The following is a 14,120-nucleotide window of genomic DNA, read 5'->3' as shown; positions in this document are numbered from 1 at the left end:
GCCGCTGGTCATGCACGGCTATCTGTTCGTGGACTATTTCTTCGTCCTGTCGGGCTTCGTGATCGCCCATTCCTATGGGTCGCGGATCGATGGCGCGCGGCAGGGACGCGACTTCCTGATCAAGCGGGTGACGCGGGTCTGGCCGCTGCATGCGGTGATGCTGGGCCTGTTCGTGCTGCTGGAGATCGTGCGGGCCGCCGCCCAGTTCGACAGCGTGCCGCCCTGGACCGGCGACCGGGAGCCGTGGGGGATCGTCACCAACCTGCTGATGATCCAGGCGCTGGGGACCCACGACAGCCAGACCTGGAACGGTCCGGCCTGGGCGGTCTCGGCCGAGATGCTCTGTTACGTCGTCTTCGCGGGCCTGATGCTCTTTGCGCGTCGGCGGATGGGCGGAATCGCGTTGGTGATCGCGGCGGTCGGCGCGGTGATCGTGGTCAGCCTGGCGCCGCGCTGGATGAACACGACCTGGGAGTTTGGCTGGGCACGGGCGCTCTACGGCTTCTTCGTGGGCGTGCTGGTCTATCGCTTATGGGCGGCCCGCCCCGCCCCGGGGCGGGGCTGGATGGAGGCGGGGCTGATCCTTCTGGCCCTGGTCTTCGTGTGGTTCGCGGTGGGGCCGTGGACGGTTCTGGCCACCGTCGTGTTCGCGCCCGTCGTCTGGGTGCTGGCGGGCGACCGGGGGCCGGTCGCGCGGGCGCTCAGTTGGAGTCCGCTTGTGAAGCTGGGGGACGTCTCCTACGGGGTCTATCTGATCCATATGCTGCTCATCGTGCTGCTGATGATCGCGGCGCGGAAGCTGGACCTGATGGCGGGGCCGCGCATCGACCTGGGGCCGACCTGGGCGAACGATCTCCTGACCCTCGGATTCCTGGGCGTGGTCGTCACGCTGGCGGTGCTGTCGTACCGCTTCATCGAGACGCCGGCGCGCGATGCGGTCGGGGCTTGGCTGAAGCGCCGATCGGCGCCTTGATGGACCCATGGCCGCCGAACCCAAAACCAAGCCGACGGACGTCCCGGTCGAGGACTTCATCGCCGCCGTCGACAACCCGACCCGCCGCGCCGACGCCCTGGTCGTCCGGGACATGCTGGCCGAGGTGACCGGCGAGCAGCCGGTGATGTGGGGCCCGTCGATCATCGGCTACGGCAGCTATCGCGGGCCGACCGGCGACTGGCCGATCACGGGCTTCTCGCCGCGCAAGGCGAACACGGTCCTCTATGTTCTGGGCTTCCCCGGTCAGGACGAGCTGCTGGCCCGGCTCGGCAAGCACAAGACCGGCAACGCGTGCCTCTACATCAACCGGCTGTCGGACGTGGACCTGGGCGTGCTGCGCCAGATCGCCGAGCGCAGCGTCGCCGCCACGCGAGCCGGCAAGGCCGGCTGCTGATGTCTCTTCTCCCCGTCAGGGGAGAAGAAGGGTCCGCGCACCGGAGCGCATGGCGCGCAGGTCCGCGCGGAAGATGAGGGTGGTGACGCGGGCCTGAGCCACGGCCCTCACCTCCCGCCAAATCGCTTCGCGTTCCGCTCAGCGTGGCGGGTCCCTCCTCTCCCCTGTCGGGGAGAGGGAAAAGGCTAACCCCGGCCGTAGCGCAGGCCGGCCAGCATCTCGGCGGCGGCCTTGAAGGGGGCGTTGAGGTCGTGGCCGGCCTTCCACTTCTCGAAGGCCATGACGTTCTCGATCCGGGCGGCGACGAAGGCCTCGGCGGCCTCGGGCCCGTCGAACAGGCGGAGCGTCAGGGCCGGGGCCAGGATGCCCGACAGGATGGCGCGCTTGGAATAGTGGTTCTCGTCCGTCGCCGTGTCGCCTGCCCAGCGCCAGATCAGGTCGGCGCTCTCCCAGGTCAGGCGCGAGGCCAACGGCAGGTTCAGCGGCAGGGCGAAGAAGCCGGCCGCCCGGCGTGAGGCGTCGAGGTCGCGCGCCGCCGCCTCCAGCCGGGCGCGGACGCCTTGGGCGATACGCTCGCGGATTTTCAGCGCCGAGGCGTCGACGCCCGCCAGGCTCTCCATCGCCACGCGGTCGTGCCGGCGCGACAGAAGCGCGGCCAGGTCCGCCGGGCCGTTGGGCAGCAGCAGGCCGACGTCGCCCTCGGACAGGTCCACCGCCTCGCCGGCCGCCCTGAGCAGGGCCGGCGTGAAGCCGAGATCGGCGACGCGCGGCAGGGCGGCCTCCAGCAGGCGCTGTTCGGCCTCGTCGGCCCAGTCCGTCTCGGGCGGCGGGTTGCTCATGTCCCCAGGATAGAGGGTGTCAGGAAGCGGCGCCACGCTGGACAGCAAGCCGGTGTTGGTGTATCCGCAGCCCCCACGCCCGCAGGCTCGCTTGCGGGCGCTCATGTTTATTGTCCGCCTGCCCCGCCCTTCATGGCCGGATGGGCGCGGCGGACGGCAATGGAGAGACGACCCTGGTTCAGATTTTCGTGCGCGACAACAACGTCGATCAGGCGCTGAAGGCCCTGAAGAAGAAGATGCAGCGTGAAGGCAACTTCCGCGAAATGAAGCGCCACGTGCACTACGAAAAGCCGTCCGAGAAGCGCGCCCGCCAGCAGGCCGAGGCCGTGCGCCGCGCCCGCAAGCTGGCCCGCAAGCGCGCCCAGCGCGAAGGTCTGCTGCCGGCTCCGAAGCCCCGCACCCCGGCCCGCGGCCGCTAAGGCTTTTCGACAGTTCGAGATTTGAGGCCGCGTCCTGAGAAGGACGCGGCCTTTTTCTTTGGTCGTTCGCGTCTTCCCGGCTGAAGGCGCGCAGCGCCGCAGAGCCGGGACCCAAGCACGGTCGGCCCGCCTGCGCCGAGGCCCCCGGATCGGCGCTTCGCGCCGTCCGGGGTGACGAAGGCTACGCCCCGCCCCGGACCAGACCGACGATGCCCTTCCAGTCGAGCTTGCCGGTGGCGAGCGCGCCGCTGCGGAAGGCCTTGGAGGCCAGCCACACGATGATGACGCAAGTCAGGACCATGACCGCCATGGTGCCGACCAGTTCGATCAGCGGCGGACCGGACGGCACCCGGGCGCTCATCAGGAAGGGCGTGAAGAACGGCACCCACGACAGGGCGCGGACGGCGCCGAGGTCCGGATCGCGGATGGCCAGCTGCATGACGAAAATCGGCACGATCAGGGCCATCATCACCGGCCCGATCAGGGTCTGGGCGTCGCGCGGCGTCTCGCAGAAGGAGCCGATGGCCGCGAACAGCACCGCGTACATCAAGTAGCCGCCCACGAAATAGGCGATCAGCCACAGCCACAGGCCGCCGCGCAGCAGGCCCGCGAGCGCGTCCGAGAAGGCCGCTGTGACCTCGGGCGAGACCTGGCTGAGCCAGGTCAGGGCGGCGCCGCCGAACCCGGCCCAGACCGCCAGCACGGTCAGGGTCACCCCGGCCACGCCCAACACCTTGCCGGTCAGGACCTCGGTCGGAGAGGCGGAGGCCAGCAGGACCTCGAGCACCCGGTTGGCCTTCTCCTCCATCACGCTGTTCAGCAGGATCGAGGCGCCGGTGACGATGGCCGACCACAGCACCATGCCCAGGATAAAGCCGATCACGCCGGGCAGGCGGTCGCGCAGGCCCACTTCCCCGCCGGAGGCCGAGCGCGGCGAGAAGACGTTCACCTCAGGCCGGCGCTCGTCGATGGCGGCCACGGCCGACGGGTCGACGCCCAGCTCCACCAGGGCTCGGGCCCTGTTGACCTGGGTCAGGGCCGATCGGACGGCGCTCTCGACGCGCTGATCGGTGGCGCTGGCGGACCAGACGCGGGCGGACAGGCCGTTCTCGCCGGGCGTCAGGATGACGACCGAATCGAACGGACTGTCCTCGACATCAACCGCCGCGCGGGCGGCGGCCTCGGCGGCGGTGAGGTCGGCGGGCGCGGCCAGCTCGGGCGGTGTCTCGACCACTGCGACCCGGCCTCGTCGGCGGTCGCCCGGCTCGTTCCGGGCGCCGCTCAGAGCCTGGGTCACGGCCGGGCCGGCGTCCGAGCCGGAGAGGTCGACGATGGCGATCTCGCGCTCACCGCCCGAGCGCTCCATGAAGGCGACCGCGCCGCCCCCGAGAGCCCCGAACAGGGGCAGGGCGAGCAGCGACAGCCAGAAGCCGACGGTGCGGGCGTAGGCGAGGTACTCCCGGCGGGCGATCAGCAGGATGCGTCTCATTGGTTGCCTCCGGTCAGGACGATGAAGGCGTCGTGCAGGCTCGGCTCGTGAGCCTCGAAACGGGTCAGCGGCAGGTTGCGCTCGAAGGCGGCGCGAAGCGCGGCCTGGGACGGCGCGCCGGCCTCGAGCCGGGCGCGCCAGACGGGCGCCTCGGGCGGCGGGCCATCGGCCGGCGGCGGCACGGCCTCGACCTCGGTCACGCCCGGCAGGGCCGCGATGTCCTCGCGCGTCAGGTTTCCTTCCAGCGTGAGATAGCGGGGCGCGGCGGCCCGGGCGCCGGCGACGTCGCCCTCGAACACCTTCTGGCCCTTGGCGAGCAGGACGACCTTCCTGCACAGCCGCTCGGCGTGCTGCATGACGTGGGTGGAGAAGAGCACCGTCGCGCCCTGGTCGGCCAGGTCACGGATGACGCGCTCCAGCCCCTGCTGGTTCACAGGGTCCAAGCCCGAGAAGGGCTCGTCCAGGATGACCAGTTCGGGCCGGTGGGCGATGGCGGCGACCAGCTGGACCTTCTGGGCCATGCCCTTGGACAGGGACTTCATCGGCCGTTTGAGCGCGTCGCCCAGCCCCTGCGCCTCCAGCATCTCGCGGGCGCGCTTGCGGCCTTCGGACGGCGGCACGCCCTTGAGGCTTGCGAAATAGGCGACGGCGTCGACCGGCGCCATCTTGCGGTAGAGGCCGCGCTCCTCGGGCAGGAAGCCGATGCGGTCGCGCACCTTGCGCCCGTCGTCGGCGCCCAGGACGGTGATCGAGCCCTGCGTCGGCGCGGTCAGGCCCAGGATCATGCGGATGGTCGAGGTCTTGCCGGCCCCGTTCGGCCCCAGAAAGCCGCAGATCGAGCCCTTGTCGACCGAGAAGCTGAGGTTCTTCACCGCCTCGAAGGCGCCGTAGCGCTTTGAAACGCCTTCAAGGATCAAAGCCTGGTTCACATCACCCGCCGTCGTTGCCTGGCGACCACTCCTAACGCGCCATGTCATACGGCGGAAGGACCGGAGGTTGACCTTCGGGGCGCGGCCCTTACCGTGACCCCCGGGGTTTGGGAGCGCGGTCGCCCATGGGCGGATTGTTGACGGGCGTCGTCTCGGGCGCGGCCTTGAGCCTGTTGTCCATGTTCGCCCTGGGCGTGCTGCATCGCTACCTGTTCGGCCCGGCGATCGCGCCCTTTGGCGACCCGGCCTTTTTCACATCGATGTCGGCGATCGGCCTGGTCGTGCTGATCCTGCTGCGCCTGCTGTCGGCGTGGATCGGCGGCTGGGCCGCGGCGCGTCTGAGCGGCGAACCTCAGGCGGCCTGGGCGGGCCCGGCGGCGGTTCTCACGTCCGCGATCGTGGTCGTGGTGATGGGCATGAGCCAGCCGCTGTGGAGCCTGGTCGTCTCGGGCGTGGCCCTGCTCGCGCTCGGCTGGGCGATGAGCCGGTCGGCGGCGGGCCTGCCGATCATCCCCGAAGGGCTGCTGCCCGGGCCGAAAGCGGACTAGACGCGGATATCGAGAAGCGCGCCCGGACGCAGGCCATGGGCGGGTTCAGCTGCGGACGTCGCGGTGGCGGAGACCATCGGCGCGGCCGGCTTCTGAACCGGCGCAGGCTCGGCCGGCCGAGACGCGGCGGCCTGCTGCAGCGCCGCCTGGAAAAAGGCCCGCTGGGCGGCGAGCGCGGCCGGGCTCTTCGCCAGGGAGGCGGCTTGTGGAGGTGGCGGAGTCAACCCGGGTCGGATCGGCGCGGTCATGCCGACGTGGTTAACGAACCCCTTCCAAAAAAGGGTTAACGCGGTCCCGCCAGCTCCCGGATCCGGGCGAGCGCGGCCTCGCCGTCGGTCCCGACCAGCGGACCAGAGTGCCGGAACAGCACCTCCCCGTCCGAGGCGACGACGAAGGTCTGGGGTATGGCCCCGCCCAGACCAAGGGGCGCATCGGTCTGCGCCTGCGGATCGGCCACCACCCGAACGAACGGGTCGCCCAGTTCATCGAGGAAGGCCTGGGTGTCGGCGGGCTCGTCGCGATAGGACAGGCCGACCAATCGGACTCCGTCCCGGTTGAGCTCGACCAGGGCCGGATGCTCGGCGCGGCAGGGCGCGCACCAGCTGGCAAAGATGTTCACCACCGTCACCCCGACCACCTCCTCGGACAGGGGGCGCGGGTCCCCGCCGCCCAGCGGCGTGACCATGACTTCCGGCAGGGGCCTGCCGACCTCGAGGGTCTCGGCCGGCGACGGCCCCTGGCGCATGTAGATCCAGATGCCGGCGACCAGGATGAGAATGAGGAACGGATACCAGGGCCTCACGCGCCCGGCTCCCTCGCCTCCAGCGCGCGGCGCGCGGCGCGGGCCTGAACCCAGACGCGGACGGCCAGTCCGCCCAGCACCAGGGCGCTGACGGCGTAGGAGCCCCAGACGTAGAAGCCGTAGTCGCCCATATCGAGGTCGAGCATCAGGCGTCTCCCGCAAGTCGCGCTGCGCGAGCCGAAAGCCTGCGCCGCATCACCTCGGTCCGGATGGCCGTGATCCACAGGGCCGCGAAGAGAAGGCTGTAGCCCAGCCCCATGATCAGCAACGGCCAAAGGTAGTCGGGCGTCATGGTCGGGCCGTCGGCGCGGAACACGGACGCCGGTTGGTGCAGGGTGCTCCACCAGTCGACGGAGAACTTGACGATAGGCAGGTTCACCAGCCCGACCATGGCCAGGATGGCCGCGGCGCGGCCGCCGCGCGTCTCGTCGTCCATGGCGGCCCGAAGCGCGATGCAGCCCAGATAGAAGAGCAGCAGGACGACCACCGAGGTCAGCCTGGCGTCCCAGACCCACCAGGCCCCCCACATCGGCCGGCCCCATAGCGAGCCTGTGATGAGGGCCAGAACGGTGAAGGCCGCGCCCAGCGGGGCGCAGGTCTTCGCTGCGGCTTCCGCCAGGCTGTGCCGCCAGACGAAGGCGGACAAGCTGGCCCCACCCAACGCCACATAGGCGGCCAGGCTGACCCAGGCCGCCGGCACATGGACGAACATGATCCGGACAGTGTCGCCCTGCTGGTAGTCCTCCGGCGCCGTGAAGCCGAGCCACAGGGCCCAGGCGATCAGCGCGGCGGCGGCCAGGCCCATGACCAGGCCCCAGCCACGCGTCAGGCGCATGAAACGATCAGGATTGGCCAGGCCCCACACGGTCGCGGGCTCCCCTTGCGCTGAGGTCAGGCCTCGTCGTCGGCGGCGACCGTCTCGGCGTTGCGCGGCCGGCCGCGCCGGCGCGGCGCCGGCTCGTCCCCGCTGGCCGGTTCGGCCGGCGGGGGGGCGGACCGCGTCAGGAAGCTCGGCATGTGGTCGGCGGCCTCGTCGGCGCGCGGCTCTGGCCGCGCCTCGGGCTCGATGACGGGCATCGGGTCGGCGTTCGTATCGGCCGGCTGGTCATCGTCGCGGGCGTAGCGTTCGGCCCGGCGACGCTCGTAGCGCTCGCGGCGCGACTCTCGGCGTCCGCCCTCGCGGGACTCGCCCTCCTCGCGGTTGTCATCACGGCGGCCCTCGGCTTGGTCCTCGCGGGCGTCGCGGCTATCGCGTTGCTGGTTCTGTTGTTGTTGCTGCTGCTGGGCCTGTTGTTGGGCCTGCTGTTCGGCGCGTGCGGCCTCGGCGGCGAACTGGGCGGCCTGAGCGCCGGATTCGTCCTCGAAGTCGATGTCAAAGCCCTGGCCGAGACCTTCGCGCGCGGCGATTTCCGTCACCGGCCGGTTCGGCTGCATGATGCGCAGCAGGCGGAAATAGTGCTCGGCGTGCTGGAGGTAGTTCTCGGCCAGGATCCGGTCGCCGGACGAGGTCGCGTCGCGCGCCAGTTGCTGGTAGCGCTCATAGACAGTCTGGGCGTTGCCTCGGACCTTGATGCCCTCGGGCCCGTTGGAATCGAACGAGCGGTTCGGGTTGTTGCTCTGACCGCCGCCCTGGCCGCCGCCGGAACGACGGTTGCGGCCCCGTTGCCGCTTCATGCCCTTGAAGTCTCTCATTCACCGATACCGCGTGTCGCGCCGGGCCGAGATGGCCTGTCGGCGGCTTCGTCCCTGGGCCGTCCGGGAGCCCGTCCCCCGGATGCGTGCGCCATGGACCTGGATGTTCCCCGCCGCGGGGCCGGACCTCACCGAGGGCCGATCGCGGTCTCTTCGCCCTGAACCGGCCCGGACAGGCCGTGCACACTGCGAGTTGTCGGGAACGCCCAAGACTTAGCGCGCGTGGCGCGGATTTCCAAGGGCTTTCGTGGCCGTCCGCGGCTCAGGCTCCGGCGGGCTTGAACCCCGTCACTACCCGATCGCGCGCGCCCAGGTCCTGGACTACCCGGAGGCCCTGCGCACCGGCCTGTTCGAACAGCGCGCGGACGTCCTGGGCCTGGTCCCAGCCGATCTCCACGACGAAAACGCCCAGAGGCTTGAGCACCCGCAGGATTTCCGGCGCGAGCGCCCGATAGGCGTCCAGCCCATCCGGCCCGCCGTCGAGCGCCAGTCGGGGATCGTGCTCGCGCACCTCGGGGTCCAGCGTCTCGATCTCGGCGCTGCGGATATAGGGCGGATTGGACACCACCAGGTCGAAGCTGGCGTCGCCGAGGCCATCCGCCCAGCCGGTGCGCAGGAAGGCCGCGCGGTCAGCCAGGCCGAGGTTGGCCGCGTTGTCCCGGGCCACCGCAAGCGCGTCTTCGGAAATATCGGTCCCCAGGCCCTTGGCCGCAGGCCGCTCCGCCAGGATCGACAGCAGGATCGCACCCGAGCCCACGCCGATGTCGAGCAGGCTCACCCGGGCGTTCTCAGGAAAGGCCTTCAGCGCCGACTCAACCACGGTTTCGGTGTCGGCGCGGGGGATGAGAACGTCCGGCGTCAGGCCGAGCAGGATCTTCCAGAAGCCCTTGCGGCCCAGGATCCGCGCGACAGGTTCGCGCCGGACACGCCGCTCGATGTGGGCGTCATAGGCCGCGGCCTGGTCGGCAGTCAGTTCGCGGTGGGGCTCAGTCAGGATGTCCAGCCGCGAGACGTCCGCCGCCGCCTCGAGCAACAGGCGCGCATCGATGGCGGGGCTGTCGATGCCCGTGTCCTTCAGCCGTTCCTGCGCGGCCTTCCAGGCCTTCACCAGCGTCGTCATGCAGCGCATGTGGACCCCCGGCCCGGCTAAGGCAACCTTGGCCGCGCCCGCCCGTTTCCGCACCCATGGCAAGGTCCGGGGCGAGATCCGGAGAGACGTCCGGCTGGGGGCGGGCCGTGCTGGCCCTGGCCGGCACGGCGGCGGCGGGCGTGGCCGCGGGCGCGGCGGCCTCCCACCTGATGCGCAAGGCGAAGCTGGACGAGGTCCAACCGCCGTCCGTGCCTGACGCCCCTCCGACGCCGGACGACTACGAGGCCAGGGAGCCGGGTCGCGGCCGGTGCGCCCACCGTCCCGGGCGCATTCCCCGCAAGGGCTGGACCGACATCGTGTGGCGGACGGGCGCGGCCTATTTCGGCGACCGGGTCGGCTTCGTCGCGGGCGGGGTGACCTTCTTTGTGCTGCTGTCGCTGTTTCCGACGCTCGGCGCGATCGTCACTGTCTACGGGCTCTTCGCCGACCCGACCGACGCGGTCTCGCGGCTCTACGTCCTCTATTCGGTCCTGCCGCCCGGGGTGGCCGGGTTCCTGGGCGACGAGATGCAGCGGCTGGCGGAGAATTCGAACGCCCAGCTGACCTTCACCCTGCTGTGGACGCTCGCCCTGTCGCTGTGGACGGCCAACGGCGCGGTGAAGGTCCTCTTCTACGGCCTGAACATCGCCTATCACGAGGTCGAGAAGCGCAATATCGTCAGATACAACCTGATCTGCATGGCCTTCACCCTGAGCGGCCTGGGGTCGATCCTGCTCACGGCCGCCCTGGTGGTCGGGGTCCCGGTGGTGCTGGACGTCCTGGGACTGGCGGAAGAGTGGCGGCATTTGTCGCCGCTGCGCTGGCCCGTGCTGCTGGTCGTCTACATGGCGGCGCTGACGCTGATCTACCGCTACGGCCCTTGCCGGGCCCACGCCCGATGGCGCTGGCTGACGCCTGGGGCGGTTCTGGCCGCCCTGCTCAGCCTGATGCTGTCGCTGATCTTCAGCTGGTATCTGGGCAATTTCGTCCGCACGGCCTCCTACGGCCCGCTGGCGGCGATGATGGGCTTCCTGCTGTGGACCTGGCTGAGCGTGCAGATCATCCTGATGGGGGCCGAGTTCAACGCCGAGATCGAGCACCAGACCGCGGTCGACACCACGACCGGCGCGGCTCGGCCGCTGGGCGAACGGGGGGCCGTCGTGGCCGACACCATCGGACCCAAGCGGGGCAATCCGGCGGCGCTCGCCTTCACGCTCAAGCACGCCGAGGCCCTGTCAGACCGCCTGCTGCGTCGCAGGGTCGGCAAGAGCGGGTGACGGATATGAAAAAGGCCGCCCGAAGGCGGCCGCCGGCGGCGCGGAGGCCCGCCCGCTAGAAGCGGAAGATGGTCTCGAGCCGCACCCGGGGCTGTTCGCGGTCGCGCTCGGCGGGGCGGGCGGGGTCGGGACGGCGCTCGCCCAAGCCCACGGAGCCTTGCAGGCGCAGGGAGGGCGACAGGCGAAAATGGGCGCTGGCGTCGACATCGCTCCAGTCCGGCTCGCGGCCGACGGGCTGTTCGACGTCGAGGTTCAGTCCCCAGCGGCCCTCGGAGTTCCACTGCAGGCCAGGGCGGCGCTGGGCCTGGGATTCGCTGGACTGGCCTCCGGTGAGGCTTTCGGTTCGGCGCGGCGTCTGGGCGTGCGCGGACAGAGCCAGACCCGAGCAGAGGAGCCCGGCGGCGATCGCCACACAAACTGGACCCTTGCGGATCATCCCGACGCTTCACTCCCCGGCGGAAAGGCCAAAATCGGCGTTTCCTCACGGACGATAAAGACCTCGCCCATGGCTCAGGTCAATGAATGTCGGCCGCGGAACAAGGTTCCACGGCGAGTCTCGCGAGTCCTGTGGCTCGCGCGACACGGGAACGTTCAGCTTCGTTAACAGCCGGCTAGAGAACGATTCCGGCGTACAGCAGGCGGCCCTCGGCCATCCGCGGGCGAACATAGGCGAGGTCGGCGAAGTTGGTGGCGAAACAGCCGAAGCTGCGGCCCAGCTTGCCTTCGCGGGCCAGGAACTCCGGCTCGCAGTAGTCGGCGGCGTGGACGATGATCGCCCGGTCGCGCACGTTCGAGTTGGTCGCGTCGAGGCCGTCCAGAAGAACGTTCTCACCGTGCCGCGCGCCCCAGCCCTCTCCGGCGGTGCGATAGGCGCCTACGGAAGAGGCGTGCGAATCCTGCATGTTGGAAAAGCCGTGGGCGTAGCCCGTGTGCGTCGGGTCCGAACCGACGCCGTGAGCCGTGTGGATCGCCCGGGCGCGGCCACTCACAAGGTCCAGTTCGACCATACGGGGCTGGGATGAGTGGGCCGAAAAGTTGACCACATAGATGCGGTCCCGGTTCGGCAGGGAGGCCGAGTGGTGGTCCAGGGCCTCCATGGCCCGCTCGCGCAGGGCGGCCGGAATCAGACCTTCGGGATCGAGCGGCGGGGCGACGCGCGGGGCGACGGCGACGGGCGTCGGCGTGAAGGCTGCGGTCTGCACCGCCGGCGGACCCAGCGGGTCCGACATCTCCACGAGTCTCTGGGTCGAGGCGCACCCGGCCAGGGTCAGCCCGGCGCCGCCGATCAACACACCACGTCTGGAAAGCATTACGCCACCCGTTCCACGCTCCGCCCGGCTGAAAGCTAAAATCGAAAGCCGCGCGGGGATCAACCCGCTTCCCGTGCGACGAGTCAGCGCGGTAGGGTGACGCCTCTCAGGGGAGGACGGCATGCGTTCATGGCTGGTGGCGGCGGCGGTCGCCTTGTTGGGCTTGGCTCCGGCGGCGGCGTCACAGACAGCCGAGGGGGGCCTGGTCTTCGTGCAGGCGGGCCGCCTTTTGGCCGATCCGGCCACCGGCCGGGTCGAGACGGAGCGCACCGTCGTCATCGAGGACGGCCGGGTCGTCCGCATCGAGACCGGCTATGTCGGGGAAGGCCAGGGGCGGGTCGTGGACCTGAGGGACAGCTTCGTCCTGCCCGGCCTGATCGACAGTCACGTGCACATCACGCGCGAGCAGGGGCCCCACGCCCGGCTGGAAACCGTGACCCGAACCCGCGCGGCCGAGGCGCTGCAGGGCGCGCACTATGCGCGCATCACGCTCGAGGCCGGCTTCACCACCGTGGCGAACCTGGGCGCGACCTCGGAGGCCATCTTCGCCCTGCGGGACGCCATCGCGGCCGGCCAGGTCTCTGGGCCGCGGATCCTGGCCTCGGGGGCCTCGATCAGTCCTCATGCCGGACATGGCGACAGCCATGGATACATGCCCGAGGTGCTGGCGGTGCTGAGATCCGAGGCGGTCTGTTCCGGCGCCGACGACTGCCGCCGCGCCGTGCGCGAGCAGATCCGTCTGGGCGCCGACCTGATCAAGATCACGGCCACCGGCGGGGTGCTGTCCAACACCTCGGCCGGGCTGAACCAGCAGTTCTCGGACGAGGAGCTGGACGCCATCGTTGACGCGGCCCACCGGATGGGACGTCGGGTGACCGCCCACGCGCACGGGGCGGACGGCATCAACAGCTTCCTGCGCGCCGGCGGCGACTCCATCGAGCACGGCACCTATCTGGACGCGGAGGGCATCCGCCTGATGCGCCAGAGCGGGGCCTGGCTGGTCCCGACCCTGCTGGCTGGGGATTTCGTGGCGCGCATCGCCTCCAGCCCGGACAACTTCTTCACCCCCGCCCAGACCGCGAAGGCGCTGGAGGCCGGCCCGCTGATGCTGGACATGTGCCGCCGGGCGCACGCGGCGGGCGTGCGGATCGCCTTCGGCACGGATTCGGGCGTTTCGGCCCATGGCGACAACGCCCAGGAGTTCTCGCTGCTGGTCCGCTGCGGCCTGACGCCGCTTCAGGCGATCCAGGCCGCAACCATCGGCGCGGCCGAGCACCTGCAGATCGAGTCCCAGGTCGGGGCCCTGCGTCCGGGCATGGCGGCGGACCTGATCGCCGTCTCGGGCGACCCCCTGACCGATGTGAGGGAGCTGGAACGCGTCGGCTTCGTGATGCGGGCGGGCCGGATCTACCGGGCGGACTAGTCCTTCGCCTCGACCTTCAGGAGGCGCATGAGCGCCGCGTCGTCTTCGAAGCGCGCCCGCACGGGCCAGGCCTCTACGCGCGCGCGCCAGGCCGGCGGGAGCCGGACCCAGTCCTTCTCAGTGGTGATCAGGGCGGCCGTGTGCCGTTCGGCAAGGGCCTGAAGGCGTTTCAGCTCCACGTCCGTATAGGCGCCGTGGTCAGGATAGGCGCAGAATTCCTTGAGTTCGATGCCGGCGGCCTTCATGGCGCGCTCGACCTTCCACGGCTTGCCCACGCCCGCGAAGCCGACCTTGGGATCGGGTGGCTCGGTCGGCTCCTTGAGCGGGGTGAGCCGCGCGATCAGCACCGGCAAACCGCCGAACAGCTTGAGCAGGTCCGGGTCGGCCTCCCGCAGGTCGTCGGGAAGCAGGATGACCACTGCGTCCGCCCGAGCCAGCCCCTCTTCCAGCGGCTCACGCATGGGCCCTGATGGAAACACCGCGCCGTCGCCGAAGGGCCATTCGCCGTCGCGGGTCTCGCCGTCGACGACGACGATGGACAGGGTCTTCTTCACCGAGGGGTTCTGGTGGGCGTCGTCGAGCACCAGGGTCTCGGCGCCGGCCTCGACGGCGGCCAGGGCGCCCTCGGCCCGGTCGCGCGCGACCCAGACCGGATGCTGGGCGGCCAGCATCAGGGGTTCGTCGCCCACGTCCTCGGCCCGATGCACGTCCGGATCGACCATCAGCGGGCCGATCTCCTTGCCGCCATAGCCGCGCGAGACGGCATGGCCGTCGACCCCGGCCTTGGCGAGCACATTGAGGATTTCGCGCGCCACCGGCGTCTTGCCCGAGCCGCCGACGGTCAGGTTGCCGACCGAGATGACGGGCACGCCCGG

Annotated in this window: 18 protein-coding genes; 6 read left to right on the top strand and 12 right to left on the bottom strand. The window is 70.6% G+C overall.

Going from position 1 to position 14,120, the window contains the following annotated elements:
- Window positions 1-973, top strand: a 973-nt coding sequence (locus tag Q0M60_RS03745; RefSeq protein ID WP_296816081.1) for an acyltransferase, incomplete at its 5' end; no start/stop codon positions are given.
- 7 nt (window positions 974-980) lie between these two features.
- Window positions 981-1,388, top strand: a complete 408-nt coding sequence (locus Q0M60_RS03740) for a DUF1801 domain-containing protein (protein ID WP_296816078.1) — start codon at window positions 981-983, stop codon at window positions 1,386-1,388.
- 185 nt (window positions 1,389-1,573) lie between these two features.
- On the opposite strand, the gene Q0M60_RS03735 is transcribed toward Q0M60_RS03740, so the two are convergent.
- Entirely contained in the window at window positions 1,574-2,227 is a 654-nt protein-coding gene (locus Q0M60_RS03735; protein ID WP_296816089.1) for a COQ9 family protein, read from the bottom strand.
- Window positions 2,228-2,400: 173 nt separating this feature from the next.
- On the opposite strand from Q0M60_RS03735, the gene rpsU reads away from it, so the two are divergent.
- Complete coding sequence (gene rpsU, locus Q0M60_RS03730) at window positions 2,401-2,646, top strand: 30S ribosomal protein S21 (protein ID WP_296816087.1); 246 nt, start codon at window positions 2,401-2,403, stop codon at window positions 2,644-2,646.
- Window positions 2,647-2,827: 181 nt separating this feature from the next.
- Here rpsU and Q0M60_RS03725 read toward each other — a convergent pair whose 3' ends face one another.
- Window positions 2,828-4,135: an ABC transporter permease gene (locus Q0M60_RS03725; protein WP_296816075.1), complete on the bottom strand. Its 1,308-nt coding sequence runs from the start codon at window positions 4,133-4,135 to the stop codon at window positions 2,828-2,830.
- The gene (locus Q0M60_RS03720) at window positions 4,132-5,064 is read right to left on the bottom strand and encodes an ABC transporter ATP-binding protein (RefSeq protein ID WP_296816072.1); all 933 of its coding nucleotides are present in this window, start codon (window positions 5,062-5,064) and stop codon (window positions 4,132-4,134) included. Before Q0M60_RS03720 ends, Q0M60_RS03725 begins: the two co-directional genes overlap by 4 nt.
- 125 nt (window positions 5,065-5,189) lie before the next feature.
- Here Q0M60_RS03720 and Q0M60_RS03715 point away from each other — a divergent pair, with 125 nt between their 5' ends.
- Complete coding sequence (locus tag Q0M60_RS03715) at window positions 5,190-5,612, top strand: hypothetical protein (RefSeq protein WP_296816069.1); 423 nt, start codon at window positions 5,190-5,192, stop codon at window positions 5,610-5,612.
- Here the strand turns inward: Q0M60_RS03715 and Q0M60_RS03710 are convergent.
- The 6 genes from Q0M60_RS03710 to prmC all read right to left on the bottom strand — a co-directional run bounded on the left by Q0M60_RS03710 (window position 5,609) and on the right by prmC (window position 9,226).
- A complete protein-coding gene (locus tag Q0M60_RS03710; RefSeq protein ID WP_296816066.1) occupies window positions 5,609-5,860 on the bottom strand; it encodes a hypothetical protein in 252 nt (83 codons plus the stop codon). The two genes, Q0M60_RS03715 and Q0M60_RS03710, sit on opposite strands and share 4 nt — an antisense overlap.
- A gap of 35 nt (window positions 5,861-5,895) precedes the next feature.
- Window positions 5,896-6,414: a redoxin family protein gene (locus tag Q0M60_RS03705; protein WP_296816064.1), complete on the bottom strand. Its 519-nt coding sequence runs from the start codon at window positions 6,412-6,414 to the stop codon at window positions 5,896-5,898.
- Complete coding sequence (ccmD, locus tag Q0M60_RS03700; protein WP_296816063.1) at window positions 6,411-6,560, bottom strand: heme exporter protein CcmD; 150 nt, start codon at window positions 6,558-6,560, stop codon at window positions 6,411-6,413. The genes Q0M60_RS03705 and ccmD overlap by 4 nt, the downstream gene beginning before the upstream one ends.
- On the bottom strand, window positions 6,560-7,249 hold the full coding sequence (locus Q0M60_RS03695; RefSeq protein WP_296816060.1) for a heme ABC transporter permease: 690 nt from the start codon (window positions 7,247-7,249) through the stop codon (window positions 6,560-6,562). The genes ccmD and Q0M60_RS03695 overlap by 1 nt, the downstream gene beginning before the upstream one ends.
- Before the next feature lie 56 nt (window positions 7,250-7,305).
- A complete protein-coding gene (locus Q0M60_RS03690; RefSeq protein WP_296816056.1) occupies window positions 7,306-8,106 on the bottom strand; it encodes a DUF4167 domain-containing protein in 801 nt (266 codons plus the stop codon).
- 262 nt (window positions 8,107-8,368) lie between these two features.
- Entirely contained in the window at window positions 8,369-9,226 is an 858-nt protein-coding gene (gene prmC / locus Q0M60_RS03685; protein WP_296816084.1) for a peptide chain release factor N(5)-glutamine methyltransferase, read from the bottom strand.
- 116 nt (window positions 9,227-9,342) lie between these two features.
- On the opposite strand from prmC, the gene Q0M60_RS03680 reads away from it, so the two are divergent.
- Window positions 9,343-10,512, top strand: a complete 1,170-nt coding sequence (locus Q0M60_RS03680; protein ID WP_296816055.1) for a YihY/virulence factor BrkB family protein — start codon at window positions 9,343-9,345, stop codon at window positions 10,510-10,512.
- Window positions 10,513-10,567: 55 nt separating this feature from the next.
- Here Q0M60_RS03680 and Q0M60_RS03675 read toward each other — a convergent pair whose 3' ends face one another.
- Complete coding sequence (locus tag Q0M60_RS03675; RefSeq protein ID WP_296816052.1) at window positions 10,568-10,948, bottom strand: NtrZ family periplasmic regulatory protein; 381 nt, start codon at window positions 10,946-10,948, stop codon at window positions 10,568-10,570.
- A 175-nt stretch (window positions 10,949-11,123) separates the two neighbouring features.
- Window positions 11,124-11,822 carry a murein L,D-transpeptidase catalytic domain-containing protein gene (locus Q0M60_RS03670; protein ID WP_296816049.1) on the bottom strand — a complete coding sequence of 233 codons (699 nt, stop codon included), beginning with the start codon at window positions 11,820-11,822 and terminating at the stop codon, window positions 11,124-11,126.
- A 121-nt stretch (window positions 11,823-11,943) separates the two neighbouring features.
- On the opposite strand from Q0M60_RS03670, the gene Q0M60_RS03665 reads away from it, so the two are divergent.
- Window positions 11,944-13,245 (top strand): amidohydrolase family protein, encoded by a 1,302-nt coding sequence (locus tag Q0M60_RS03665; RefSeq protein ID WP_296816047.1) that lies wholly within the window; start codon window positions 11,944-11,946, stop codon window positions 13,243-13,245.
- Here the strand turns inward: Q0M60_RS03665 and lpxK are convergent.
- Window positions 13,242-14,120, bottom strand: an 879-nt coding sequence (gene lpxK / locus Q0M60_RS03660) for a tetraacyldisaccharide 4'-kinase (protein WP_296816045.1), incomplete at its 5' end; no start/stop codon positions are given. The two genes, Q0M60_RS03665 and lpxK, sit on opposite strands and share 4 nt — an antisense overlap.

It is taken from the genome of Brevundimonas sp. (genome assembly GCF_024711105.1).
Taxonomy (GTDB): domain Bacteria; phylum Pseudomonadota; class Alphaproteobacteria; order Caulobacterales; family Caulobacteraceae; genus Brevundimonas.
This window is presented reverse-complemented; position numbering and strand designations above follow the sequence as displayed.